The organism is Serratia sp. NCCP-200 (assembly GCF_059697885.1).
Map to the genome: position 1 here is coordinate 714,903 of NZ_BAAKUJ010000001.1, position 24,046 is coordinate 738,948.

22 protein-coding genes are annotated in these 24,046 nt (G+C 52.3%); 6 read left to right on the plus strand and 16 right to left on the minus strand.

The window, feature by feature from the left end; all coding sequences use genetic code 11:
- Positions 1–9 precede the first annotated feature (9 nt).
- The 5 genes from AC6HVW_RS03345 to AC6HVW_RS03365 form a co-directional block, all read right to left on the minus strand.
- Positions 10–1,818 (minus strand): extracellular solute-binding protein, encoded by a 1,809-nt coding sequence (locus AC6HVW_RS03345; RefSeq protein WP_071681019.1) that lies wholly within the window; start codon positions 1,816–1,818, stop codon positions 10–12.
- A gap of 134 nt (positions 1,819–1,952) precedes the next feature.
- Positions 1,953–3,542: a cyclic di-3',5'-guanosine monophosphate phosphodiesterase PdeN gene (pdeN, locus tag AC6HVW_RS03350; protein ID WP_071681018.1), complete on the minus strand. Its 1,590-nt coding sequence runs from the start codon at positions 3,540–3,542 to the stop codon at positions 1,953–1,955.
- Positions 3,543–3,873: 331 nt separating this feature from the next.
- Positions 3,874–4,455 (minus strand): bifunctional murein DD-endopeptidase/murein LD-carboxypeptidase, encoded by a 582-nt coding sequence (gene mepS, locus AC6HVW_RS03355; protein ID WP_021805868.1) that lies wholly within the window; start codon positions 4,453–4,455, stop codon positions 3,874–3,876.
- A 407-nt stretch (positions 4,456–4,862) separates the two neighbouring features.
- Positions 4,863–5,573, minus strand: a complete 711-nt coding sequence (locus AC6HVW_RS03360) for a phosphatase PAP2 family protein (RefSeq protein ID WP_021805867.1) — start codon at positions 5,571–5,573, stop codon at positions 4,863–4,865.
- A gap of 46 nt (positions 5,574–5,619) precedes the next feature.
- A complete protein-coding gene (locus AC6HVW_RS03365; protein WP_071681017.1) occupies positions 5,620–6,594 on the minus strand; it encodes a CobW family GTP-binding protein in 975 nt (324 codons plus the stop codon).
- Positions 6,595–6,912: 318 nt separating this feature from the next.
- Here AC6HVW_RS03365 and AC6HVW_RS03370 point away from each other — a divergent pair, with 318 nt between their 5' ends.
- Both AC6HVW_RS03370 and AC6HVW_RS03375 read left to right on the plus strand, forming a co-directional pair.
- A complete protein-coding gene (locus AC6HVW_RS03370) occupies positions 6,913–7,221 on the plus strand; it encodes a YmdA family protein (RefSeq protein ID WP_037375456.1) in 309 nt (102 codons plus the stop codon).
- Positions 7,222–7,539: 318 nt separating this feature from the next.
- Positions 7,540–7,851 carry a YmdA family protein gene (locus tag AC6HVW_RS03375; RefSeq protein WP_071681016.1) on the plus strand — a complete coding sequence of 104 codons (312 nt, stop codon included), beginning with the start codon at positions 7,540–7,542 and terminating at the stop codon, positions 7,849–7,851.
- 61 nt (positions 7,852–7,912) lie between these two features.
- Here AC6HVW_RS03375 and AC6HVW_RS03380 read toward each other — a convergent pair whose 3' ends face one another.
- Positions 7,913–9,394, minus strand: coding sequence for a mannitol dehydrogenase family protein (locus tag AC6HVW_RS03380; protein ID WP_071681015.1), 1,482 nt, complete (start codon positions 9,392–9,394; stop codon positions 7,913–7,915).
- Positions 9,395–9,735: 341 nt separating this feature from the next.
- Between AC6HVW_RS03380 and uxuA the strand changes: the two genes are divergently transcribed.
- Positions 9,736–10,926 carry a mannonate dehydratase gene (gene uxuA, locus AC6HVW_RS03385; protein ID WP_059201221.1) on the plus strand — a complete coding sequence of 397 codons (1,191 nt, stop codon included), beginning with the start codon at positions 9,736–9,738 and terminating at the stop codon, positions 10,924–10,926.
- Between the two features lie 39 nt (positions 10,927–10,965).
- Here the strand turns inward: uxuA and yeiP are convergent, their stop codons facing one another.
- From yeiP to AC6HVW_RS03415, 6 genes are all read right to left on the minus strand, one after another.
- On the minus strand, positions 10,966–11,538 hold the full coding sequence (yeiP, locus tag AC6HVW_RS03390; RefSeq protein WP_021805861.1) for an elongation factor P-like protein YeiP: 573 nt from the start codon (positions 11,536–11,538) through the stop codon (positions 10,966–10,968).
- A 122-nt stretch (positions 11,539–11,660) separates the two neighbouring features.
- Positions 11,661–12,905: a tryptophan permease gene (mtr, locus tag AC6HVW_RS03395; protein WP_497569268.1), complete on the minus strand. Its 1,245-nt coding sequence runs from the start codon at positions 12,903–12,905 to the stop codon at positions 11,661–11,663.
- Positions 12,906–13,352: 447 nt separating this feature from the next.
- On the minus strand, positions 13,353–13,523 hold the full coding sequence (locus tag AC6HVW_RS03400; RefSeq protein WP_390900630.1) for a DUF1240 domain-containing protein: 171 nt from the start codon (positions 13,521–13,523) through the stop codon (positions 13,353–13,355).
- A gap of 308 nt (positions 13,524–13,831) precedes the next feature.
- The gene (locus AC6HVW_RS03405; RefSeq protein ID WP_071681012.1) at positions 13,832–14,311 is read right to left on the minus strand and encodes an Hcp family type VI secretion system effector; all 480 of its coding nucleotides are present in this window, start codon (positions 14,309–14,311) and stop codon (positions 13,832–13,834) included.
- Between the two features lie 25 nt (positions 14,312–14,336).
- Positions 14,337–14,732: a DUF1240 domain-containing protein gene (locus tag AC6HVW_RS03410; RefSeq protein WP_497569269.1), complete on the minus strand. Its 396-nt coding sequence runs from the start codon at positions 14,730–14,732 to the stop codon at positions 14,337–14,339.
- Between the two features lies 1 nt (position 14,733).
- Entirely contained in the window at positions 14,734–15,687 is a 954-nt protein-coding gene (locus AC6HVW_RS03415; protein WP_497569270.1) for a hypothetical protein, read from the minus strand.
- Positions 15,688–15,832: 145 nt separating this feature from the next.
- On the opposite strand from AC6HVW_RS03415, the gene AC6HVW_RS03420 reads away from it, so the two are divergent.
- Positions 15,833–16,087, plus strand: a complete 255-nt coding sequence (locus tag AC6HVW_RS03420) for a YkgJ family cysteine cluster protein (protein ID WP_021805859.1) — start codon at positions 15,833–15,835, stop codon at positions 16,085–16,087.
- On the opposite strand, the gene AC6HVW_RS03425 is transcribed toward AC6HVW_RS03420, so the two are convergent.
- The 4 genes from AC6HVW_RS03425 to AC6HVW_RS03440 form a co-directional block, all read right to left on the minus strand.
- Complete coding sequence (locus AC6HVW_RS03425; protein ID WP_071681010.1) at positions 16,051–17,262, minus strand: sugar efflux transporter; 1,212 nt, start codon at positions 17,260–17,262, stop codon at positions 16,051–16,053. The two genes, AC6HVW_RS03420 and AC6HVW_RS03425, sit on opposite strands and share 37 nt — an antisense overlap.
- Before the next feature lie 161 nt (positions 17,263–17,423).
- Positions 17,424–19,904 carry a trimethylamine-N-oxide reductase TorA gene (gene torA / locus AC6HVW_RS03430; protein WP_024484968.1) on the minus strand — a complete coding sequence of 827 codons (2,481 nt, stop codon included), beginning with the start codon at positions 19,902–19,904 and terminating at the stop codon, positions 17,424–17,426.
- A 12-nt stretch (positions 19,905–19,916) separates the two neighbouring features.
- Positions 19,917–21,077, minus strand: coding sequence for a NapC/NirT family cytochrome c (locus AC6HVW_RS03435; protein WP_071681009.1), 1,161 nt, complete (start codon positions 21,075–21,077; stop codon positions 19,917–19,919).
- A 227-nt stretch (positions 21,078–21,304) separates the two neighbouring features.
- Complete coding sequence (locus AC6HVW_RS03440) at positions 21,305–21,766, minus strand: nucleotide triphosphate diphosphatase NUDT15 (RefSeq protein WP_024528058.1); 462 nt, start codon at positions 21,764–21,766, stop codon at positions 21,305–21,307.
- 209 nt (positions 21,767–21,975) lie between these two features.
- On the opposite strand from AC6HVW_RS03440, the gene fruB reads away from it, so the two are divergent.
- Together fruB and fruK are read left to right on the plus strand one after the other, a co-directional pair.
- Positions 21,976–23,109 (plus strand): fused PTS fructose transporter subunit IIA/HPr protein, encoded by a 1,134-nt coding sequence (fruB, locus tag AC6HVW_RS03445; RefSeq protein ID WP_024484971.1) that lies wholly within the window; start codon positions 21,976–21,978, stop codon positions 23,107–23,109.
- Complete coding sequence (fruK, locus tag AC6HVW_RS03450; RefSeq protein ID WP_021805853.1) at positions 23,106–24,044, plus strand: 1-phosphofructokinase; 939 nt, start codon at positions 23,106–23,108, stop codon at positions 24,042–24,044. The genes fruB and fruK overlap by 4 nt, the downstream gene beginning before the upstream one ends.
- Positions 24,045–24,046 lie beyond the last annotated feature (2 nt).

Consider the following 24,046-nt stretch of genomic DNA (forward strand, 5'->3'; position numbering starts at 1 on the left):
TGAGGCTCCTTATTGCCGTTGCGCCGGCAAGCGTGCCGCCTTGTTGACGTCGAACCACCAGTTGTCGAACCCGATCGAATAGGCCGGGCGTACCGCTGGCGAAGAGAATTTGTCCCAATAGGCGTAACGGTCATGATTGGAGTACCACATCGGCAGCATATACCTGTTCCAGGTCAACACCCGATCCAGCGCACGGCCAAGGGACAGCAACGCTTTTTCATCCCCTTGATGCTTCATGATCTGTTCTATCAGGGCGTCGACGGCTGGATCGCTGACGCCAGGGCTGTTGTAGCTGGAATTCAGATATTCAGTGGCCCAGTAGATCTGCAGGTTGGAGTTGGGGAACGGCATAGCGGGGTAGACCCTCGGCATCATATCAAAATCACGCTCGCGCATACGGCGGGTGAATTGACTGATGTCGATCTCACGGATCTGCATATCGATACCCAACCGCTTCAAATTGTGCTGGAAAGGCAGTACATATTGGAAATTGCTGCCACTCGGCAACATCAGTTCAAAGGTAAAGGGCTTACCGGTTTTGCTGTTGACCAACTGCTGGTTTTTCACTTCCCAACCGGCCTGTTTAAGCAATTCGGTGGCTTTCAGCAGGTTCGCCCGGTCATTGCCGCTGCCGTCGGATGTTGGAGGCTGGTAGATTGAGGTAAACACTTCTGCTGGCACTTTACCTTTTAGCGGGGCCAGCCAGGCCAACTCCGCAGCGTCTGGGTAGCCGCTGGCCGCGTATTCAGTATTCTGGAAATAGCTGTTGGCGCGCTGATAGGCATCGTAATACAGCGCCTTGTTCATCCAGTCGAAGTCGAAGGCCAGGGTAATGGCTTCCCGCACCCGGCGATCGGCGAAAATCGGGCGCTGGATATTGAATGCCAGCCAGCGGGCATTCTGTGCCGCCTGATTGGTTTCATCCTGTTTGATGATGAAGTTGCGCGCGAAATTGCCGCCCTGATACTGGGTGGCCCAGCTTTTTGGCGAGCCTTCGACGCGGAAATCGTAAGCCCCGGCCTTAAAGGCTTCCAGCGCCACCTTATCGTCCAGGTAATAGTCGTAACGCAGCGTGTCGAAGTTATAGCGCCCACGATTCACCGGCAGATTGGCGGCCCAATAGTCACGTACGCGCTCATAAGTAATATATTGGCCCAATCGGTAGCTGCTGATTTTATAAGGGCCACTGCTTAGTGGGGGAACAGTCAGTGGTTCATTCAGTTTATGGTCTTTCCAGAAGCTTTCTGGCATCACCGGCAGGCTTAAGAGGCCGAGTAACTGATCTCTATCCGGTTTGGGGAGTTCTATGCGCACAGTCAGACGGGAGATGGCCTTGACGGTGACGCCTTTATACGACGAACGGAATTGCGGCACCCCTTCGGTCATAAATTTGTTGAAGGTGAAGGCCACGTCGGCGGCGGTGATCGGGCTGCCATCATGGAAGCGCGCGCGTGGGTTGATATCCAGCTCCATCCAACGCATATCTGCCGGATAGCGGGCAGATTCCGCAATCAACGGATAATAGCTGGAGGGCTCATCGTCCGAGCTGGTGAACAGTGTGTCGTAGAGTTCCCCGGTTCTTTCACCAGGTACACCGCGCGAGGCGAAACGGTTGAAGTTATCGTAGGTGCCGATGGCTGCCAGCCTAACGTCGCCGCCCTTGGGGGCCGCTGGGTTCACGTAGTCAAAATGGCTAAAGTCGGTGGAATATTTCGGTTCACCGAGCGTGGCGAAAGCGTAGCTTTCATTAAGGGTTTCGGCCTGCATGCTAAAACTGAGTGCCGAAAGCACCAAGGCAGCAAAAATGCGTACGGACATCTCTACGGTAAGCTCCTGCTAGCTATACCCGTCGCCTTTCAAGCCATGGCTTGAAATACGTCGGATATAAGTCAATTAATCCAGCCGGTAGCATAGCATTTCAGGCTGGTTTTCTGAGTAAAGAAGTTTAAATATCAGGGATTAACTGCGGCCTGATAATCAAAAACGGCCTTATTCTGGCAAAAGGCCACAAACTCCTCAATACCCAGTGGCTTACTGAAATAATAGCCCTGCATGAAATTAACGTCGCGTTCTTGCAGAAAACTCACCTGTTCGGCAGTTTCAACTCCTTCCGCCACGGTCAGCATTTTCAGCTTTTTAGACAGCGAGATCACTGCGTCCAGGACGGGAGCGGTCGCCGTATCCTGGCCAATGGTATTGACAAAACCGCGGTCGATCTTGAGGTAATCCAGGGTAAAGCGTTGTAGATAGATTAAGGCGCTGTGGCCAGTACCAAAGTCATCTACTGCGATTTCAACCCCTTGGCGATGTAGCCAATCAAACTCTTCCAAGGCATTTTGTTCTTCCACCATGCCGCGCTCGGTGATTTCAAACACCACGGTGAAATAGTCGGTTGGCAACTTGGCCAGTAGCTCGGTGATATCGTCATGAAACGAAGGTGCATTAAGGTGAGAAGGAGCGAGGTTGATGCCCAGTTTGGCTCCCCGTGGCAGAGCTTGCACCAATTGCGGGATATCCGCCACGATCCTACGGAACAGGTGGCGGGTCAACGCTACGATCAACCCTTCGCTTTCGGCATAGGGGATAAACAGGTCGGGTGGAATGCGCCCCTCGGTGGGATGCTGCCAGCGGATCAATGCCTCAAGACCGGCGATGGTGTTGGTTGCGGAGTGGAAAACGGGTTGATATTCAACAAAAATCTCATTGTGTTTGATGCCTCTCATCAGGGCGCGTTCGGGGCTTTGGCGCAGTATCTGCATATAGTAATACAGCGCGCCTACCATCAGGGAGAGCACCAGGCTGCCCAGTACGGTTAAACGGATATCATTAGCCGTCAGGGATTGGTGATAGAAGATCATACTCAGTGGATAGCCCGGGACGGCTAGCTGGCTGGCGTGGCTTTTAGGTAATTGCGCCAACGGCAGCATATTCGAGCCGAAGGTGGTAACCGCATGCCCCCCGATCACTATGGCAAATCCGGGAGTATCTCTATCGGGCGAATTGAGCAGCAGATAGGGGGCCAGGGTGAGATCCAACGTGGCTAGTATGCCGGTATTGCCTGGCCCTGGTTGGCGTAACCACATGGCAATCGCCGGTTTTCCAGGCACCATCGGCGTGCCTTGTTGTAATGCCATATCCAGTGGCTTATGCCAGTCGATATCGGAATAAATATGGCTCATCCGCAGCATCATGTTACCGGTTGCCGAGGAGCAATAGGCAAAACCGTCTTTTACCAGAACAAAGGTGCGTACGCCGGCGGTAAACGCGGCACGGTAGGTCAGATCGGACTGGGCCTGTTCGCAAGGTTTACCGGTAAGCGGCATGATTTGTTGCATCATTTCTTGCAGATGATCGAGGTAATTAACGGCAAATTTTTGCGTACGGTTTTCGATTTTATGCTGATATTGCGAGCGTTGATGATTGATCAGAAATAAGGTGACAGAGGTAAAAACAATGAAGAAAACGATCGCGACAATACAGCTTTTAGTCAGGCTACGCCCTGTGTTGGATGCATGGCGTGCAAATGCTCCCTTCAATCCCATTACTCGCCCCCTGAGCGCAGCACAAAAATATTATTGTTATATTGCTGGTGATTAATATATCCCACCGATCCTGCCTGCGTCATTATTCGTTTGGCTTGCACTAAGGCTGTCTGTTTAGACACAGCGTAAATAGCGCGTTACGAAAGGGCATGTCACTTGACGATAATAGGCTACTTTTTCAACCGTTGCGTGGTTTATGGCACTGTGATAATCGAAAACAGCGATGCGGGTTTGTTCGGTGTCAGCATTACCGTGAAAAAAAACGCTGCCCTGGGGCAGCGTTCTCGTCTCGTTTGTTTGGCTTTCAGGACCAGATTCAGATACTACGCCGTTAGCTGGAACTTTTACCCAGTAACCGGCGGCCTTCACGATAACGTTTATCCCAATAGTTATCCGAAAGGCTAGAGATTGTCACACCACTGCTGGTAGAGGCATGAACGAATTTGTCGTTACCCAGATAGATGCCGACGTGGCGGCCAGTAGAACCGGCACGGAACAGCACTAAATCACCTGGGCGCAGTTTGGCGCGTTGGATTTGCTTGCCCATATCTTCTTGCTCATAGGTTGAGCGGGGCAGATCCATACCAAACTGTTCGCGGAAGGTACGTTGCACAAACGCCGAGCAATCAATACCGCGCTTGCTTTCACCACCTAAACGGTAGCGGACGCCTTTCCAATCAGCATACTGGTCCATAATCTTTGACTTGACGTCAACGTTACGCACCATCGCTTCGAATTCATCCTGAGAGGCTTGCAGTAAAAGACCGTTTTTGTCATTAACTGCATGCATCTCAGTTTGCTTACTATCTAACTTCGAAGTGTTTGTTGAGCTACAGGCGGAGAGCACCAAGGCTGCCGCAATTGCAGGTAATACCCGCAAAAAATATCTCAGAAAAGGTTGAGATTTGACCATTGTAATTGTTTTCCCTTGAAGTCCTTAACGACGCAAGTCGTTATCTGAAAAATACCAAACGGAACGAGACTAGTTGGCACTGGCAGGAAGGACAATCAGTTAGCATCGGAAATGTGCAGGAACGCACAGTTTTCGGATTTTTACCAACGAGCCAAGCTAAACCAGGCACAAACGCATCCGAGAGTACCGGAATGACGTGAGGATTGCGAGCCTTTTTCCGACATTCTTTATATGAAATTGTGATGTAACATAATGTAAATCTTCATATAAAAAACGCGGTTCGGCGGTTATGTTGGATTGACGTTAATTAATGGGGTGGGCATGTTAACGATGTGGTTGTTGAGTAAACAAGATGCGACAGGTAAATAACCGAGAGGCGCTGGCCTCCCGGCTATCATAATCTAAAGTTATGGCTGCGTTGGGCGATACTTACCAGGTAGTTTGCAGTTCAACCAGTGGATCACAACATCGCTGGCCGGTGTCATCAGCCACCAACTAGTTCCGACCATCACCACCGACAGTGAGCCGACGGCAATATCGGTAAACCAATGTGCGCCGATCATGATGCGTGGCAGGCAGAAGACCAGGGTGATCAGCAGCGCGATGGCAAATGCCGTGCGATTAAAGTAGCGCAGCATAAAGCAGGAGAAAATCATCAGCATCATGCCATGATCGCCAGGGAAGCTGTCGCTGGAGGCGTCTTTGGTTGGGATGCCGGTGAGTTCGCTGACCCGGTTGATATTGTCAAAAGTCAGGGTAGGGCTGGCGTGTTTTACCGGCAGCAGATGACCAAACTGGTTGAGCACCACTCCCGTTAACAACATCACGACGCCGGTAACGATCAGACGGCGGCGGCCAAAGGCATCCTGCTTGAGGTAGAAGTAAAGATACAGCAGCCCCATGGCGATGAGCGAAATAACATCGAATATCCGATTGTTGGTGATCGCCACCATTCTCAGAAACCAGGCATCGCTGGCCAGATGTTGGTTGAAGTAGAAAAAGATTGCTGAGTCAATCTTGAACCAGAACCCGTGATCCGTGGGTAAATACCAGGAAAGAAATAGCACGATGCCCAAAACGTTGAGCATGAGGATGAAGGGTAAATTGCGGCGTGTCATGGCTAACCTGTAAAAAATCAAAAAAATAATGCCAACGTTAAAAGCATTAACTTAAACGGATGTTAAACAAGGCCGATTGCAAAGCATTCCAGTTGGCCTCGTCGCTGTGGATCAATTCGATACGGCTGTCGAGCGGAGCGGTGGGGCGCGTCTCGATACTGAGATCCTGCCCTTGGCGGTTGATCAGCAAACTGCCTTCGGCAATGCGTACCACCGCCTTGGCCCGATCAACCGGTGCTAACCTGATCCATTCCATCATACCGACGGTATCAAAGACGGTTTCCCCATCGAAAATCCAGCCGCAGCTGGTGAATCCTTGGCCTTGATTAAGGGCGCGGCGCCAGCGGGAGTTTTCAGGCAAACGCAACGCTGCCAATCCTTGGGTCTTGGCGTGGCTATGATGATGCTGTGCGTCCGGCAATTCTGTGCAATTGGTGCGTGGCCGATCCAACAGCTTGATATCCATGCGCCCTTGCTCGATGGAAAAGACCGGCCGCTGCTGGCCATGCAGGATTTGCCAGGCTTCCAGTGCCTGGGCATCTTGCGGCTGCCAGGTATCCATTTTATTGGCGATGATGACGTCGGCTGCGGCCAGCTGATCGCGGAAATTTTCATTTTCACTATAGCGAGATTCGCCCAGTTGGCGGGGATCGAGCACACAGATCGTTGCCAGCAAATCGATCCAACCGCCATAGGTTTCCTGGGTCAACAGCGCCAGGATCTGCTTAGGGTGACCTAATCCAGTGGGTTCAATCAGTAACCGATCGGGTTTGGCCTGTTGCAGCAACATATTCAACCCTACCTGCATAGGTAGCCCGTTAACGCAGCACATGCAGCCACCGGGGATCTCTTTCAATATCGCACCGCTGTCGGCCAGCAGGGCGCCATCGATACCAATCTCGCCAAACTCGTTGACCAGCACGGCCCAACGCTCATTTTCCGGCTTATTGGCCAACAGGTGTCGAATGGTGGTGGTTTTCCCGCTACCGAGAAAGCCGGTGATCAGATTGGTTTTTGTCATTTGGCGATTCCCGTCAATGATGTTTTCAAATGATTAAAAGTGAGCAATTATTTGCTTTTTTATCGCTCTTGGCCAATTAGCAGGGGCAGATCACAAATTTAAGCATAAAAATTGCCTGTTTTTTGGGCGTTTATTTTTCGCTAAAGGTATAGGATTTTTCCCATAAAAAACGTGGCATTAACAAAGTTAATTGTACCGTACCGTATTGTTTCCACGACCTTAATTCAACGATTAACCGTTAAAAAAACTGCCTATCCTTACGATTATTCCTAAAAAAGTAACCTATCTTTAAAGTGGCTTAACAAAAGTGAGGTTGCCATGAATAGCTTACGGTTAATTTTGATCGCAGGAGCGTTGTTTTCATGGATGGCAGCAAGTCATGCGGGTTCCACAGGTGGCGTTATCCACTTTGTGGGTGCCATTGTCGAAGGGCCTTGTACGGTAGATGTTAGCAACTCAACGGCGAATACCCAATGTTATCGTAACGGGCGAAACTACACAGGCACGCAAAGGCTGGCAAGTTTTGATGCCAGTAGTAAAGAACTTCCGCTGAATATCGGCACCACCGAAATGCGGTGGGTCGATCAGCAGAAAAAACTCGCAATAATGACAGTGATTTATCGTTAAGTCCTCTAGTCATGCCGAGTGGGGCTCGGCATGACTTCCCCAGATCCTGCATTTTGATTCGTTTTCTCCATACCTTTCATTGCCCAACCGACTGACCAGGATTGTGCACGGCAAGCCGTCTGCACAGCAGGCCGTTGTCAGATAATAAATTAAGACTTTTCCGACTTGAAATATGTGTTTTGCGGCAATAAATTATGCGCCGCCAGAGAGGTGGAGATACATCTAACTAGATGATAAATAGATAAAACCTCTCTAACTTGCGCTTAATCCAAGAACTTTTTTCAGGTTTATATTGGCTTAATAACAAGTGAGGTGACCATGAAAAGCTTACGGTTATTTTTGATCGCAGGAATGTTGTTTTCATGGCTGGCAGCAGGCGTGGCTAATGCAGCTACCGGTGGCGTGATCCACTTCTATGGCACCATTGTCGAAGGCCCTTGCAGAGTAGAAGTCGCTGACTCAATGGCGCAAACGCAATGCTATCGCGACGGGCAAAACTACACCAGCAAACATCGGTTAGCGAGCCTGCAGAACGGTAGCAAAGAGCTGCCAATGAATCTCGGCAAGAGCGAGATCAAGTGGTTGGATCAGCAGAAAAAACTCGGAATAATGACGCTGGAATACCGTTAATCTAGATTCAAACGTCAAGTGGCCGTCATGCCTGGCAGATTGGCATGGCGGCCGATAGGGATCAATTCAACTGGGTGGTTACCCAATCTTTTACCGTCTGGCGTGCCCCTCGATCGCGCAATGACAGATAGGCCCGGGTTACCTCCTCCACAAACGCACTATCCGCTGGCAACTGCTCGCCAAACACGCTTTTCAACGCCAGCAATGCGGTCACGCGGGGTTCACCGTCCTGTGAGCTGCTAACGGCCTGCTGCAAGGTAGCCAGCATTGGGTCGCGGATATCAATCGGTTGCCCGGCGTCATCAATCCCGCCGACATAACGCATCCAGCCCGCTACGCCAAGCGCAAGCCCCGCATGGCTGCCGCCATATTGCCGATGCCAACGGATCGACTCCAGCAGGCGCTGAGGCAACTTTTGCGTGCCATCCATAGCGATCTGCCAGGTACGGTGTTGCAGTGCCGGGTTGCTGTAACGTTCGATCAACTGCTCCGCGTAGGCGGCCAGATCGACACCAGCGACCTGCAGCGTCGGAGCCTGCTCGTTCAACATCAAATGGTGTGCGGCACGGCGATAATTCTCATCCGCCATGCAGTCAACAATGTATTGGTAACCCGCCAGATAGCCGAGGTAGGCCAGGAAGGAGTGGCTGCCGTTGAGCATCCGCAGCTTCATCTGCTCGAACGGCAGAACATCGTCCACCAGTTGCACACCGACATCCTCCCAGCGTGGGCGGCCAGCGACAAAATTATCTTCCACCACCCATTGAATGAAGGGTTCACAGGCGATAGCGCATTCATCACGCACGCCACCCAGGGCTGCGGCAATTTCATCCAGCGTTGCTGGCGTAGCGGCCGGAACGATGCGATCGACCATGGTGCTGGGGAAGGTGACGTGTTGCGCGATCCACTCGGCCAACTGTGGATCGCGCGCTTTGGCCAGCCCGGTCACCGCATTGCGCACCACGTGCCCATTCTCTGGAATGTTGTCGCAGGACAGCACGCTAAAGGCGGGTAGATGGCGCTCTCGACGCCGGCGCAGTGCTTCCACCAGGATCCCCGGCACCGTGGTGGGTTGGGTCGGATTAGCCAAATCGGCTTTGATCGCGTCGTGTTGCAGGTCCAATTGGCCGCTACCCGGTTCGATGCAGTAGCCTTTCTCCGTAATGGTCATGGAGACGATCGCCACCTGCGGCTCTGCCAGCTTTTCCAGCACGGCGTCGATGCCTTCCAATTTGCGATGTACGCTTTCGTGAACGGCCCCCACCACGATGGCCTGATCGCCCGCCGCGCCCTTTTCCAACACGGTGTAAAGATGATCCTGGTCGCGCAGGGTCTGGAATAGCTTATCGCCGCCGAACAGGCTGATCTCGCAAATCCCCCAATCGCCGCCGTTACGGTTGAGTACTCTGTCGGTCAGCAATGCCTGGTGAGCGCGGTGAAAAGCCCCAAAGCCCAGGTGGACAATTCGGCTGCGCAGGCTCTGGCGATCGTACTGGGGCAGTTGTGTCTTGGCGGGTAACGGTGAGTTGGCGATAGTTTTCATTAATGGCTCCATGACGAGAGCAAGGGCCGGTTGATCGCTGGTATAAAGCTATCAGACCAGTTAGCCGCAGGTGTATGCCCGGCTCTCGCGTATCTGTTAACAACCGCCAGTGTAGAGCGGTAGAGAGGTGAATAAAATTGGTCAGTCCAAAATATCCCAGGATCGTGAGTTGGATCAATCAATCGACATTTCTGTTTTGACAGCATGCCGCTAATCAGTAAGGTTAAAGATGAATGACATCTACTGCAATGTGGTATAACAGGATTGATTTGATTTTGCGATCTACCTCACCACCGATAGCGCTTCAACGATGACAGAGCGACTTTTACAAGGATAAATCAATGGAACAAACATGGCGTTGGTATGGGCCGAACGATCCGGTTTCGCTGGACGATGTGCGTCAGGCTGGTGCGACTGGCGTAGTGACCGCGTTACACCATATCCCTAATGGCGAAGTGTGGCCGGTTGAACAAATCAAGGCGCGGCAGGCTTTGTTGGCGGAAAAAGGGCTGGTGTGGTCGGTGGTGGAAAGTATCCCGGTGCACGAGGAAATTAAAACCCACAGCGGCAACTACCAACGTCATATCGCCAACTATCAACAATCGCTGCGCAATCTGGCGGAATGTGGCATTGATACCGTGTGCTACAACTTTATGCCGATCCTCGACTGGACGCGTACCGATCTGGAATACCCACTGCCGGACGGATCCAAGGCGTTACGCTTTGATCAGATCGCCTTTGCGGCCTTCGATTTGCATATCCTGTGCCGCCGTGGGGCAGAAAAAGATTACACCGACGAAGAGCAGTCCCAGGCACAAAGCTATTTCAAGGCGATGAGTACGGCAGATATTGCCAAGCTGACCGGAAATATCATTGCCGGATTGCCTGGGGCGGAAGAGGGATACACGCTCGATCAGTTCCGTGCTCGGCTGGCGGAGTACGATCATATCAATAAGGCGCAGCTGCGCGAAAATATGGCCGTCTTCCTGCGCGCTATCGTGCCGGTAGCGGAAGAGGTGGGTGTCAGGTTGGCTGTGCATCCCGATGATCCACCTCGTCCCATCCTCGGCTTGCCGCGTATTGTTTCCACCATCGAAGATATGCAGTGGCTGAAAGAGACGGTAGATAGCATCTATAACGGCTTCACCATGTGTACCGGTTCTTACGGCGTGCGCGCGGATAACGATCTGGTGCGGATGATTGAGACCTTTGGCGATCGCATTCACTTTACCCACCTGCGCGCTACTTGCCGCGAGCAAAACCCTAAAACCTTCCACGAAGGGGCGCACTTGCAAGGGGATGTGGATATGGTTGCGGTGGTTGAAGCTATTCTGGCAGAAGAACAGCGCCGTCATAAAGCGGGCGATCTGCGGCCTATCCCAATGCGACCAGACCATGGTCACCAGATGCTGGACGATCTGAAGAAGAAAACCAATCCGGGCTATTCGGCCATCGGTCGGTTGAAAGGTTTGGCGGAGGTTCGTGGGGTTGAGCTGGCGTTAAAGCGGCGGTTTTTCCCAGAGTTACTCTAGCAAAAGCAGGGCGCACTCAGGTTGCGCCCCTACCGTTGACTAGTCTGCGCGGCTCATATAGCGGCGTTCTGCAATATGAATGCGGATTTTATCACCGCTGCTCAGGTACTCGGGTACCAGAATGGTCAGGCCGGTCGCCATGGTGGCCGGCTTGTTACGCGCACTGGCAGAAGCTCCTTTGATGCCCGGAGCGGTTTCAACAATTTCCATATCCACGGTCTGCGGCAGTTCCAACGCCAGCACCTGGCCATCCAGCGTCAGTACCTGCATACCCGGCAAACCCGCTTCAGGGATGAACAGCAGCTCATCTTCGATCTGATCTTTCTTGAAGATATAAGGGGTGTAGTCTTCATCGTCCATGAACACATACTCTTCGCCGTCAATATAGGAGAAGTTTACCTTGCGGCGGGAGAGGCTGATGGTGTCCAGAATATCATCACCTTTAAAACGCTCTTCTACCTTCAGCCCGGTACGGACGTCGGAGAAGCGCATTTTATACAGCGTGCTGGCACCACGGGCGCTTGGGCTCTGGACATCGATGTCCTTTACCAGCAGCAGTTTGCCGTTGTAATTGATCGCCATACCGCGCTTGATTTCGTTCGCTCTTGCCATTGGAATACCCTGTCGAAATGGATTTTAGGAAGTTGCGACAAGTTACTCGCGCCGTGCTTTTCAGGCAAGACCCGCGCGCAAAAAGAGTGGGGAAAAAGGGCGACCGTAGCCGCCCTTGAGGCTTATTTAAACACCGGCAGCAGATCTAATAGCGTCAGCACGTGGGCCACGGCGTTAATCACCCCAAACAGGATGATGAACAGGATCATGCCTTGGCCGCCGGGAGCGCGGTAGCTGGCCTGTGGGAAACGGCGGCGGCTGGCGCGTGCCATCATCGCAGGGACGATCACCGCCCAAATGGTGGCGGCCAGGCCAGCAAAGCCGATGGCGTACAGGAAACCGTTCGGGAACAGTAACGCGGCCAGGGTTGGCGGCACGAAGGTCACCAGTGCCGATTTGGTGCGGCCTGCCTGGTTATCCTTGAACTTGAAGAAGTCGGCGAGAAAATCAAACAGCCCCAGCGACACCCCCAGGAATGAACTGGCCAGCGCCATATAAGAGAAGGCGTTAAGCAGTTGGCCTACCGCATGGCTACTGGAAACGTTACCCATCTGCTTGAGCAGGCTGCCGATGTTGCCCCCTTCGGCGATCACCTGCTTGAAGGCATCACGGGCGATATTGCCCTGGATCACATACTGCCACAGGATATAGATCGCCAGCGCCAGCAAGGTACCGTATACCAGGCTGCGCACCACGGCACCGCTGTCTTTCTGATAATACTTCACCAGGCCGGGCACGTTGCCGTGGTAGCCGAAAGAGGTCAGCAGGTAAGGTAATGCTGCGAGCGCATAGGGCAGGTAGTTGGCGTCGCTGCCACCCTGGTTGAACAACACGGCAGGCTGCACGTGGGTAAACATATCACCGACGGACAACACAAAGGTGATCACCATACCGCCGATCAGAATGGTGCTCAGGCGATCCACGGCGCGGGTGGATAACCAGACGATAAAGGCCACAACGATGGCAAACACCAATCCGGACAGGGTTTGGTTGGCCCCGAAGACGCCTTCCAGCGTATGGGCGATGATCGAGCCGCCCGCTGAGATATAGGCATAGGTCAGAATATAGAGTACGAAGGTGATCGACAGGCTGTTAAGGGTATTCCAGCCTTTGCCGAGCAGATCTTTGACCACGGTGTGGAAGCTGGCGCCCGCCGGATAATTCATGGTGGCCTCCAGGATCATCAGCCCGGAGATCAGCATACAGAACCAGGTATAAATCAGCAGCGCCACGGAGCCGCTGAACCACACGCCAGAAGTTACGATAGGAATGGAGAACATACCAGCACCTACGGCGGTGCCGGCAATGATCATCGCGCCACCGAGTACGGAAGGGCGGGAAAGCTTCTGGATGGTGTCCGCAGACATTATTGCTCCTGGTTGGCCGTTGGCCTTGAGTTCTTTTGTACTAGCTTAATGGTACGTGCGCGATGTGTGCATGTAAAGCGGAGATTTGGAGGGATTGGTGCAATCTTCAGCGGTTAGGAGCGTTATTTTGGTGGTTTTTTTGCTCATACAGCCCTCTCTAACAGGGCGGGGCTGCAATGGCGTTGTGGTCAGGTGCAGAAATCTGTCTGTTCGCACTCACGAAGGGTTAGAACTGTGCTGTAGTCAGGTGCCGAAGTCTATCAGTGTCACGTTAAAATATTCCCTAAGCGAGATGGAGTTATTGCGGTGCTGAGGCCAGTTACTGACGTTAAGTTGTAGCACATTCAGTCCCCTCTCCCTGCGGGAGAGGGTTAGGGTGAGGGGCGTCACTTTACGTATTGTGATGTATTTCTTTGTCTAATTGGCGGGTATTGCGGGAAATGCCACTCATCGACAAAGTGATAAATCTTTCACATAAGTCGTTGGTGACATCCAGGAAATTTTATCGCACGTGAAATAGCCATCATGTTTAAGTTTGTAGTTTACATACAACGAGACCGGTAAACTAAAAAGTATTGATGCCAACGCTAATCTAGTTAAGTTTGTAATAATAATCATATTATGCTTAGGTAATCGGTTAAAAATAAAGAAAAAAACAGAACCAGATAAAGCATCAGGGGTGAACTAAAGAAACACATAAACACTGAGGCTGAAAATGTTATTTCATCTTCCATCAAAATCAATGATGTCACATAACTATAAAATAATAGAGTTCCGAATGTAAACACTATTAATAGTATTGTCGCTAAAAATATTCCCCAGTATTTATTTATCATACTTAGCTATCCAATCCATTGTGCGTTCTACGCGGCCATGCGCTATCTTGATAAAATAACCGACAAGAAACCTGACGGTTACCCACTAAATCAATAAACTCTCTCATCCCATATACTATAGCCCGATGTGCCTGAAATATTATGCTGCCAATCAATGCTTGTGTAGGATAATGAAATGATCTCGTAGGGCTGACCATCATTTTGTGTAAGTGCATTTGGGCAGTGCTGGGTGATGTCTGAGATATAGGCATCCTTAAGCTTTATAGTATAAAAAACTTCTAGAGTCCCAGCAGGATTGACACGGTACATGTACAATGCAATTTGTAATTTTTCATTATTTGATATTGCCATTCCAAGCAAGGGCGATGATTTGTCAATCGGCTTGGTTATTCTGACTGGTTGGTGGGATACGTTTTGCATTCTGGATATATTGTGATCGAAAGCAAGAACGTAAACTTGATCCTCATGTCCTTTTTGACATCTATTGCCAATGGAGTCAAGAGTCGAGCAACCAGCGGATATCAAGCCTTGTTTAATACCGTTGATACTTGCATAAATCAAATTAGCCATAAATCCCTCTATGTTATAGTAAACATCATTTGCAAAGTGATAAATCTTTTACATAAGTCCTTGGTGACATCCACGAAATTCTGTCACAGATCAAGTAGCCATCATGTTTAAGTTTGTAGTTTACATACAAGGAAACCGGTAAACTAAAAAGGATTGATGCCAGCGTTAGCTTAGTCAAATAATTGATCGTTATCTTATTATGCTTAGGTAATCTATCAAAAACAAAAAAATAAACAGAACCAGATAAAACATAGATTAACAAAGGTGAAGAAAAGAAAACAATAAATACAGATGAGGAGAACTTTATTTCACTTTTCATTAATATTAACGAAATTACGTAACTGCATATAAATAAAGATATGCCAGTAAATATCACCAGCAATACTATTGTGCCGAATATTTTCCAATATTTATTTTTCATGTCACCTCCCTAAACTATTAAGGATGTGTTGGAAGTTTGCTTCAGGTGTTCGTGGCTTTACTCTCATTTTTTCTTTCAGTAACGCTATCATTTTATTGCTTAGGCCATAATATTCATCTATATTGTCTAAAGTTAAAACTATTGCAAAGCTAATAGCGAACAATACTGCTGCAATTACAATAATGCTTCCACCTACAATTGCTGTTGCAGTCAATGCTACACCTAGAGCATAAGATGCAACGGTGGTAATGGCGAGTTTAGCCATATCCACAGTTATATTTCCGATAAAGTCGGCCAAAGTATATTCATCTTTGAAAATACTTTCTAAAATGCGATATCCCACAGAGAAAAGGATACAAAAGCGTGCGCCTCTTACTATCGCTGTATTAATGCCTTGCTGCCCAATACCCATCGCTAACATTTGCGGATGGTTGGCCGCATACCGTGTGCCAGTAATGGTTCGTCGAAGCCCGGCATAGCCGGATATGTGAATAAGATTCACGCCATTTGCTCCTGTGAACAGCGTGGCCGTTATGCCTATTCTTTTAAACTCAATGATGACATCAAATAGCCCACGCGCATCATAGATATTGCCTGCATAAGTGGAGATAGGATCGGTAACCTTAAACACGGAGGATATGGCATTTCTTGGTTCAAGGCCTCTGGAGAATGCATCGCCACGACTGGTACTGCGTTGCTCAAAGCCCCGAGCGAACGCTTCACCACGGCCCAGACCTGGGTTTCCAGGGCGGCGAGAGTTGATGTCATCAATAATACCTTTTGCCTCAGCGATCGTAAGAACGACGTGATATTGCGTATTATCGCTTAATGCTTTCTCTAAGCCGATAGTATCAAGGAACTCATGCTGGGGTTTTAGCTGGTTGATCCCGACATTACCCTTCAGGAAGTCCCCCATGTAGCCTTCCCAACTTGGGTTGAAATTTTTATCTGACATGATCTCACTCCATTGATAGTTCTAAGCTTTCCACTCCATGAAAAACAAACTCTAGCACTATTGGTAAGCATTGTGAATGAGTATAACTTAATGCGGCGTTCTGTTATTGTCTCAACCACATAATCAGCCCCCCATAGGATCGCAGATGGACTGCCGTGCCGACTGTGGTGCCTGCTGTATCGCACCTTCGATTTCCAGCCCGATCCCTGGTATGCCCAACGGCAAACCCGCCAATACCCGTTGCATCCATCTGGACCCGCAACTGCGCTGCGGGATATTTCATTCGCCGCTGCGGCCCAAAGTCTGTGGCAGCCTGCAGGCCAGCCGTGAGATGTGCCACGACCGCCGTGATGAGGCGCTGATCTATCTTGCCAAGTTGGAGGCGGATACCGCCCCTTGAACGTCCTTCAGCCGCCACATACACAGTACGGCACCCAGTACCATAGCCAACGCAAAGTAAAATACCGCGTGATAACTCCACATTTCAGCCACGACCCCGGCGATCGAACCGGCAATAATCCATCCTACGCGGGTGGTATTGGTAAACAGCGTGGTGGCCGCCCCGGCCTGGCCGGGCATCAAATCCTGGAAATAGAGCATACCAATTCCCGCCAACACCCCTATAAACAGCGCGTTCAGCAGTTGCAGGGCGATCAGTTGCCAGGTACCGGTAATAAATAGTAGCCCGGCATAGAACAGCACCCCGGCAATCACAGCACAGCGCATCAGGAAACGCTTGCCAAAGCGTTGGGCCACCATGCCTGCGAGCAACATGGTCGGGATTTCCAGCCCGGCAGCGGTACCCATCAGTATTCCCGTCAGTTTTTCCGGTAACTGCAGTTCCCGCACCATGTACAGCGGCATATTGATCAAATACATGCTGTTGGCCGTCCACATAAAGGTGCAGGCCATAAACAGCAATAACGTATCCCGGCGATTCTGGCGGGGGGCTTCCAGCGTCGTCCCGCCGGTACTCTGCACTTTTGGCATGGAGGGCAACATCTTCCATACCAGCGCTCCGCAGAGAATAAAGGCGGCGGCGGCGGCCAGATACATCACCTTAAAACCAAACCCCAAAGCCAGCGCAAAGGCGATCGGCGGGCCAATCACCCAGGCCAGCGAAACCTGAGCGCGCAGGATAGAACTGAACATCACCGTTCCCCTGCCGGTGTGCTCGGCATGTTCCCGTGCCAGGGCAAACATCTGTGGGTTGGCGGTCGAGCCGAAGCTGCTCAGCAACACGCCGACGAACAGCAGCAGGTAGTAGTTACGGTTCCAGGCGAACAGCGCACAAGCCAAGGCGCCTAACATGCAGCAGACAAAGATCAGTGATTTGCGATCGCCCCTCTTGTCTGAGCGGCTGGCCAGAAACTGGCTGACCAAAATGCCGATCACCGCGCTACCGGTAAAGAACAGCCCGACCATCGTTGGCCGTACGTTCACTTCGGTGGAGAGAAACAGACTCAGCGTGGGCGTCTGTAAGGCACCGGCAATCCCGGTGAGAAAAGCCACGACCAGAAATGCCAACGAAGTTAAATCGGGCAAGCGTCGTGTCGCCGCAGTTGAAGTACGCATAAGCTGAATGACTAGCCAAAGAGAAGGGAGACGCGCGCATGATACGCTCGTTTAAAAAAAACAAAAACCGGTTTCAATCAAGGAAAGGGTAAATATATTGTCTCTGTCGGCAGGAAAAGCGCAGGGCGATGTCACCATCACCCTGCGCTGGTGGCTAGCGGTTATGCGCCAGCAGGAACGTCGTGCGCGGTATTCTTCAGCACTTCGCCCTGATATTTCTCAATTTCCAACTGTGCCATCTGGCCGCAGTTGCCCTGTGCCAGGTTGGATGAGCCAATATCGAAAGTCAGGCAGTTGACGTTGCCGTTCTTACAGATCGACCCCGGCGTTGACGGATCGGCCGGATCGTACCAGGCACCTTCGCTGATCCGCACTGCACCTGGGCGCACGTCTTCACTGACAATGGCACCAACAAGAATCTGCCCACGGTCGTTAAACGCCCGCACCAAATCGCCGTTAGTGATGTTGCGCGATTTGGCATCCTCTGGATGGATCAAGATCGCTTCACGGTCGGCCACCGCATACTTCTTACGCAGCGGCGTGTTGTCCAGCTGTGAGTGCAGGCGGTTGGTCGGGTGCGCGGTATTCAGTGACAGTGGGTATTTAGCTGCCTCTGGGCCACGGTACCATTCATGCGGCGGCATCCAGGTCGGGATACCTTTGCAATCCAGATACTCCATCTTCGAGATGGCATCGGAATAGATCTCAATCTTGCCGGATGGAGTCCCCAATGGATTAAGCAGCGGGTTTTCACGGTAATCGGCGAAACGTACCCACTGTTTGTTTTCCTGCGGGATCGGGAAACGAATGTAGTTGTTCGACTCCCAGAACATGTCAAACGGCGGCAGGGCAACGCGGGCGGCACGGGCCTGCAACTTCATGTCGTCGTACATGCCTTTCAGCCACTGAGTTTCGTCTTTGCCTTCGGTAAAGGCATCCAGTACGCCCAGCTTGGCGGCCAGAGCGGCGAAGATATCGAAGTCGTTGCGTGACTCATGCTGCGGCGGCACGCACTGATGCATCGGGAAGACATACAGCTGCGAGTAGTCGCCGCCCATCTCCAGATCGTTACGCTCATAGCTGGTGGTCGCAGGCAGCACGATATCCGCATGCTTGGCGGTGGCCGTCCAGTACGGTTCGTTAACCACGATGGTTTCCGGCCGCTGCCAGGCTTTGACCAGGTTGTTGGTGTCCTGATGCTGGTGGAAGGTATTACCACCGGCCACGTACACCATCTTCACGTCTGGGTAGGTGACATCTGTCCCATTGAAGTGAATGGTCTTGCCTGGGTTGGTCAGGCACTCGGCAATACGTGCCACCGGGATTGGCGTTGGTGAATTTTTCGGTGCATTCCCCGCAGAGATACCGGAGAGGATGCCGCCTTTGGCCGTTGGGCTACCGCCGGAAGAGTAGTGATAGCTAAAGCCAAAGCCGCCGCCCGGCAGGCCGATCTGGCCAAGCATGGCCGCCACGGTCACCAGTAACCAGTGTTGCTGCTCACCGTGATGCTGACGCTGGATCCCCCAGCCGCCCATGATCATGGTGCGCTGTTTCGCCATATCACGCGCCAACTGGCGCAGCACTTCAGCATCGACGCCGCTGATATCGGCAGCCCACTCGGCAGTTTTTGGCGTACCGTCGGTTTCACCCAGCAGATAGGCCTGGAACTTGTCGAAGCCCACGGTGTAAGTTTTCAGGAAGTCCGGGTTATGCAGCTTTTCGGTCAACAGGGTGTGGGCGATACCGATCAGCATCGCGCTGTCGGTGTACGGACGCGGAGCGATCCACTGTGCGCCGACATATTTGGCACTGTCACTGTGCACCGGATCAATGCTGATGATGCGGGTGCCTTTTTTCTTCAGCGCCTCAAAGCCGGTCTGGCCGACGTGGTCTGGCACGTTCCAGCTGTTTTTCAGCGTAACCATCGGGTTACAGCCCCACAGGATCACCAGTTGGCTGTTGTCGATGACGTTTGGCCAGGCTGTTTGCTGTTCGTAAACCTCCATTGACCCCATCACGTGCGACATGATCACCTGTGCGGCACCGGTAGAATAGTCACCGGCATAGCCAAGGAAGCCACCGCTCAGGTTCATCAGGCGTTGCAGAAGGGTACGGCTGTTGTGCAGCATGCCCACGCTTTTCCAGCCGTAAGAACCGGCATAAATTGACTGCGGGCCATGATCTTTTTGCAAACGGACGATTTCGTTACCGACCAGATCGATCGCTTTTTCCCAGCTGACGCGCACCCATTCATCGTTGCCGCGCAGTTCGGTACGGCTGCCAGGGCCGCCTTCCAACCAGCTTTTACGTACCATTGGGTACTTGATACGGTTTTCCGCATGGACCTGGTGGGGGGCCATGGTGATCAGATCGTTCGGGTAAGGATCGTCTTTGACCGGCAACACGCCGACCATTTTTCCGTCTTGCACGATGGCTTCAAATGCGCCCCAGTGCGCCCCGGTCAGGATGCCTTTTTGTGCCTGGCGTAGGGCCACGAACTGTGGCAATGCCTGGCTGATGGCTTCCGCCAATGCTGATTTAGGCCACAGCCCCGCAAACAGAGGCACGGCGGCCAGGGCGCTGGCACCGGTCAGGAAACGACGGCGGCTCATGGCCAATGGTTGTTGTTGGTACTTGCTCATTTCGCTTCTCCCTTAACTTTTGGCCGGTGTGGCAGGTTGCATATCGCTGGCATGTTTCTGAACGTACTGCGTCAGAACGCGCAGTTGTTCTTGCGACAGCGAGGTGCGAGGAGCCATACCTTTAATCACGCCGATCCACTGGTTGGCGTTGAAGCGATCAAGGGCGGTCAGGCCGTGGCAGCCGGTACAGTTGGCGGACATCATATCGGCGGTGTAACGCCAGATTTTCTGCTGATCGTCGATCAGTTGCTTACGTGGCAACCAGACCTGCAGAGACACCTGATGCCAGACCAGGCCGGTTTCGGCATCGGTCATGGTGCTGCCGGTTTTCAGCAGTTTACGCGCGTCTTCGCCCAGCAGAACGCTGAGGATACGTTTACCTTGTGCGGCGTAGAATACTTCACTGACGCCATCCTGTTGCCAGCCGCTAACGTCTACCAGCACCTTGTCACCTTCCTGTTTCACGACGTGAACTTCGGTTGAAGGCATCAGGTTACCGGCATTATGCGTATCGTCGGCTTTCAGGAAGAACGGTTCGGTAGCGATGGTAAACAGCGTGGTTGCTGTTGGAGAGGTTTCCGCCGCGGCTTTCGCCAGTTCGGCAGCGCCGGCCTGTGCGGCTCCGCTCATATCCGGCAGGATATGCGCTACGCCCTTATGGCAGTCGATACAGGTTTCACCTTGTTTGATGGCCACCGGGTGCTGAATACGAGCTTCAGGACGCTGGGCGGTGATATCCATGGCATCGAAGCTATGGCAAGAACGGCAAGTGGCTGAATCGTTTTCTTTCAACGTTTTCCAGACCGATTGTGCCATGGCCAGCTTATGGGCTTCGTATTTTTCCGGGGTGTCGATTTTGCCGGTCATTTCGCCATAAATGTCTTTCACCGCGCGGATCTTGGTCCACAGGTAATCGAGCGGCTCATGAGGGACGTGGCAATCGGCACATTCAGCGCGGATCCCCTTGGCGTTCTGGAAGTGGACACTGCCTTGATATTCGGCCAGAGGTTGTTGCATGGTGTGGCAGGAGACACAGAAGGCGGTATCGCTGGTTTTATGGAAGACCGTTGCGGTCCCCGCCAGCAGTGCGGCACCGAGAATAATCCCGATCACCAAAATCCATAGCCATCCCCACCGGCGTCGCTTTTCAAAGCCAGTTTGTTTTTTGCTCATATTGAACCCACTTATAGTTATGAAATACCAAGGAAAAACTTGCCAAAAAGGTTTCGACACCAGGTCAGAAACACCCGGATAAGTATAGGTATTTTCGCAAAATAAACCTAATACCTTAGGGGTATTTACAGCGAAAAGTAGAGTGATTGAGCAATAAAGTAGCGTTATGTTCTAATTTATATAATGCTCTGCTTTAGATGAACAGAGGAGAACCAGAGGGAATAACGTCACAGTATAGGCAGATATACCTGCTGGCTCAGCCATAGGTGGATCGCCGTTCTGCTCGCTTCAAAGTGGGGCTCCGGCAGGTCGTGCGGGGAACACCAGCGCCATTCGGCACATTTTTCCGGCTCTTTCAGCTCGGCTTCTCCTCCTGGATGCTGAACCAGCATACAGATCGACACCGTATGTTTTCCCTCTGCCCGCCAGGTTTGCAGATTATTGCTGACGCCAATAAAGGTTGGCGGAGCTATCTGCAACCCGGTCTCTTCGGCGATTTCGCGTTGGGCGCACTGTTCAAAGGTTTCCCCCGCGTCCAGATGCCCCCCAGGGATCGACCAAAAAGGGGCATGGGTGCTGCAGCGTTTCCCCAGCAGGATTTGCCCTTGAGCGTTAACGATAATGACCCCGATACCGGTGGCAACCATGTTGTTATCTTCCTTCAGCACTGTTTCAGCACAGTATGCCATTTTCCTCTGTACATGGGGGCTATAGCCAGAAAAGTGTGCGTAAGGTCAAAAAACTATCACGCGGAGATCGAGAAAACTTGCTTTCGGTGATAGCTGCTTACACACTCATTGAAACGTTTCAGCGTCATCGATGGCCTGGTTAGGCGATGGGTAACGCTCCTTTTTCTTAACTTGGCTGAAACGATTCAATTCAGCAGGAGAGGAGAACCATGTTCCAGTTGTCACAGCAAGATATTCACCTGGGAGCCGCCGCTAGCGGCAAACAGGAAGCCATCCGGCAGGTAGCGGCAGCGCTTACCTCCGCCGGATGCGTCAGCGCCGCCTATGTCGACGGCATGCTGCAGCGTGAGCTGCAAACCTCGACTTATCTGGGCAACGGCATCGCCATTCCACATGGCACTACAGATACCCGCGATCTGGTGCTGAACACCGGTGTTCAGGTATTCCAGTTTCCGCAGGGTATCGAGTGGGGCGAAGGCCAAACGGCCTATGTGGTAATCGGCATTGCCGCGCGTTCTGATGAACACCTGGCGCTACTGCGTCAGCTCACGCACGTGCTCAGTGATGACAGCGTCGCCGAACAGCTGGCAAAAACGACCTCAGCTGAAGAACTGCGCAGTTTGCTGATGGGCGAGAAGCTGGCGGCTGAATTCAAGTTTGATGCCTCACTGATTGCTCTTGATGTGGCCGCCGATTCGCTGATGACGCTGCAAGCTTTGAATGCGGGCCGTCTGCAAAAAATCGGTGCGGTTAACGCCCAGTTTGTCAGCGATGTGATCACCCGTAAGCCGCTGAATCTGGGGCAGGGGATCTGGTTGAGCGACAGCACTGAAGGCAACCTGACCAGCGCTGCCACCGTCAGCCGCCCGGCACAGGCGTTTGATGAAGAGGGCGAAAAGGTCGCGCTGTTGCTGACCGTCGCCGTCGCCGATCAACAACCGCTGACGGTGCTGAACTACTTAAGCGATCTGTTAGTGAGCCAAAAAGCTGAACGCTTGCTGAACGCTGATGCGGTCGGCGTGCTGGCGTTACTGACCAGCGAAGTTGCCGAAGAGAGCGCGGTTCTGAGTGCGGAATACGTGGTGCGCAACGAGCATGGCCTGCATGCCCGCCCAGGCACTGCGCTGGTCAACGTAATCAAACAGTTCTCCAGTGAAATTACCGTCACCAATCTCGACGGTAGCGGTAAACCGGCTAACGGCCGCAGCCTGATGAAGGTTGTGGCGCTGGGAGTGAAAAAAGGTCATCACCTGCGCTTTACCGCCAGTGGTGACGATGCTGAAGCAGCGCTGAAAGCCATCGGCGAAGCCATCAGTGAAGGTCTTGGCGAGGGTGCAGCATGAGCAGAAGAGTAGCCACCATAACCCTGAATCCGGCTTACGATCTGGTGGGCTTTTGCCCGGAGATCGAACGGGGTGAGGTTAACCTGGTAAGAACCGCCGGTCTCCATGCGGCAGGTAAAGGGATCAACGTTGCCAAGGTACTGAAAGACTTGGGTATCGACGTCACCGTTGGCGGTTTCCTTGGTAAAGACAACCAGGATGGTTTCCAACTGCTGTTCAGCGATTTGGGGATTGCCAACCGTTTCCAGGTGGTCCCTGGGCGTACACGTATCAACGTTAAGCTGACGGAAAAAGACGGTGAAGTGACCGATTTCAACTTCTCCGGTTTTGAAGTGACGCCCCAGGATTGGGAACGCTTTGTGGTGGATTCCCTGAGCTGGCTAGGCCAGTTCGACATGGTAGCGGTCAGCGGTAGCTTGCCTGCCGGGGTTGCTCCGGAAGCCTTCACCGAGTGGATGACCCGCCTGCGTGCGCAGTGTCCGTGCATCATTTTTGACAGCAGCCGTGAAGCGCTGGTGGCTGGGCTGAAAGCCTCGCCGTGGTTGGTAAAACCTAACCGTCGTGAACTGGAAATCTGGGCAGGCAAACCCCTGCCGAAGTTGGAAGATGTGGTGGAAGCCGCTCACGCCCTGCGTGAACAGGGCATTGCCCACGTGGTGATCTCACTAGGTGCCGAAGGCGCACTGTGGGTTAACGCCTCCGGCGCCTGGATCGCCAAACCGCCAGCCTGTGAGGTGGTCAGCACCGTGGGAGCTGGTGATTCCATGGTCGGCGGCCTGATTTACGGCCTGCTGATGCGCGAATCCAGCGAGCATACCTTGCGCTTGGCCACTGCCGTGGCTGCCCTGGCAGTGAGCCAGAGCAACGTTGGCATCACCGATCGCCCGCAGTTGGCCGCGATGATGGCGCGCGTCGATCTGAAACCCTTTAATTAATC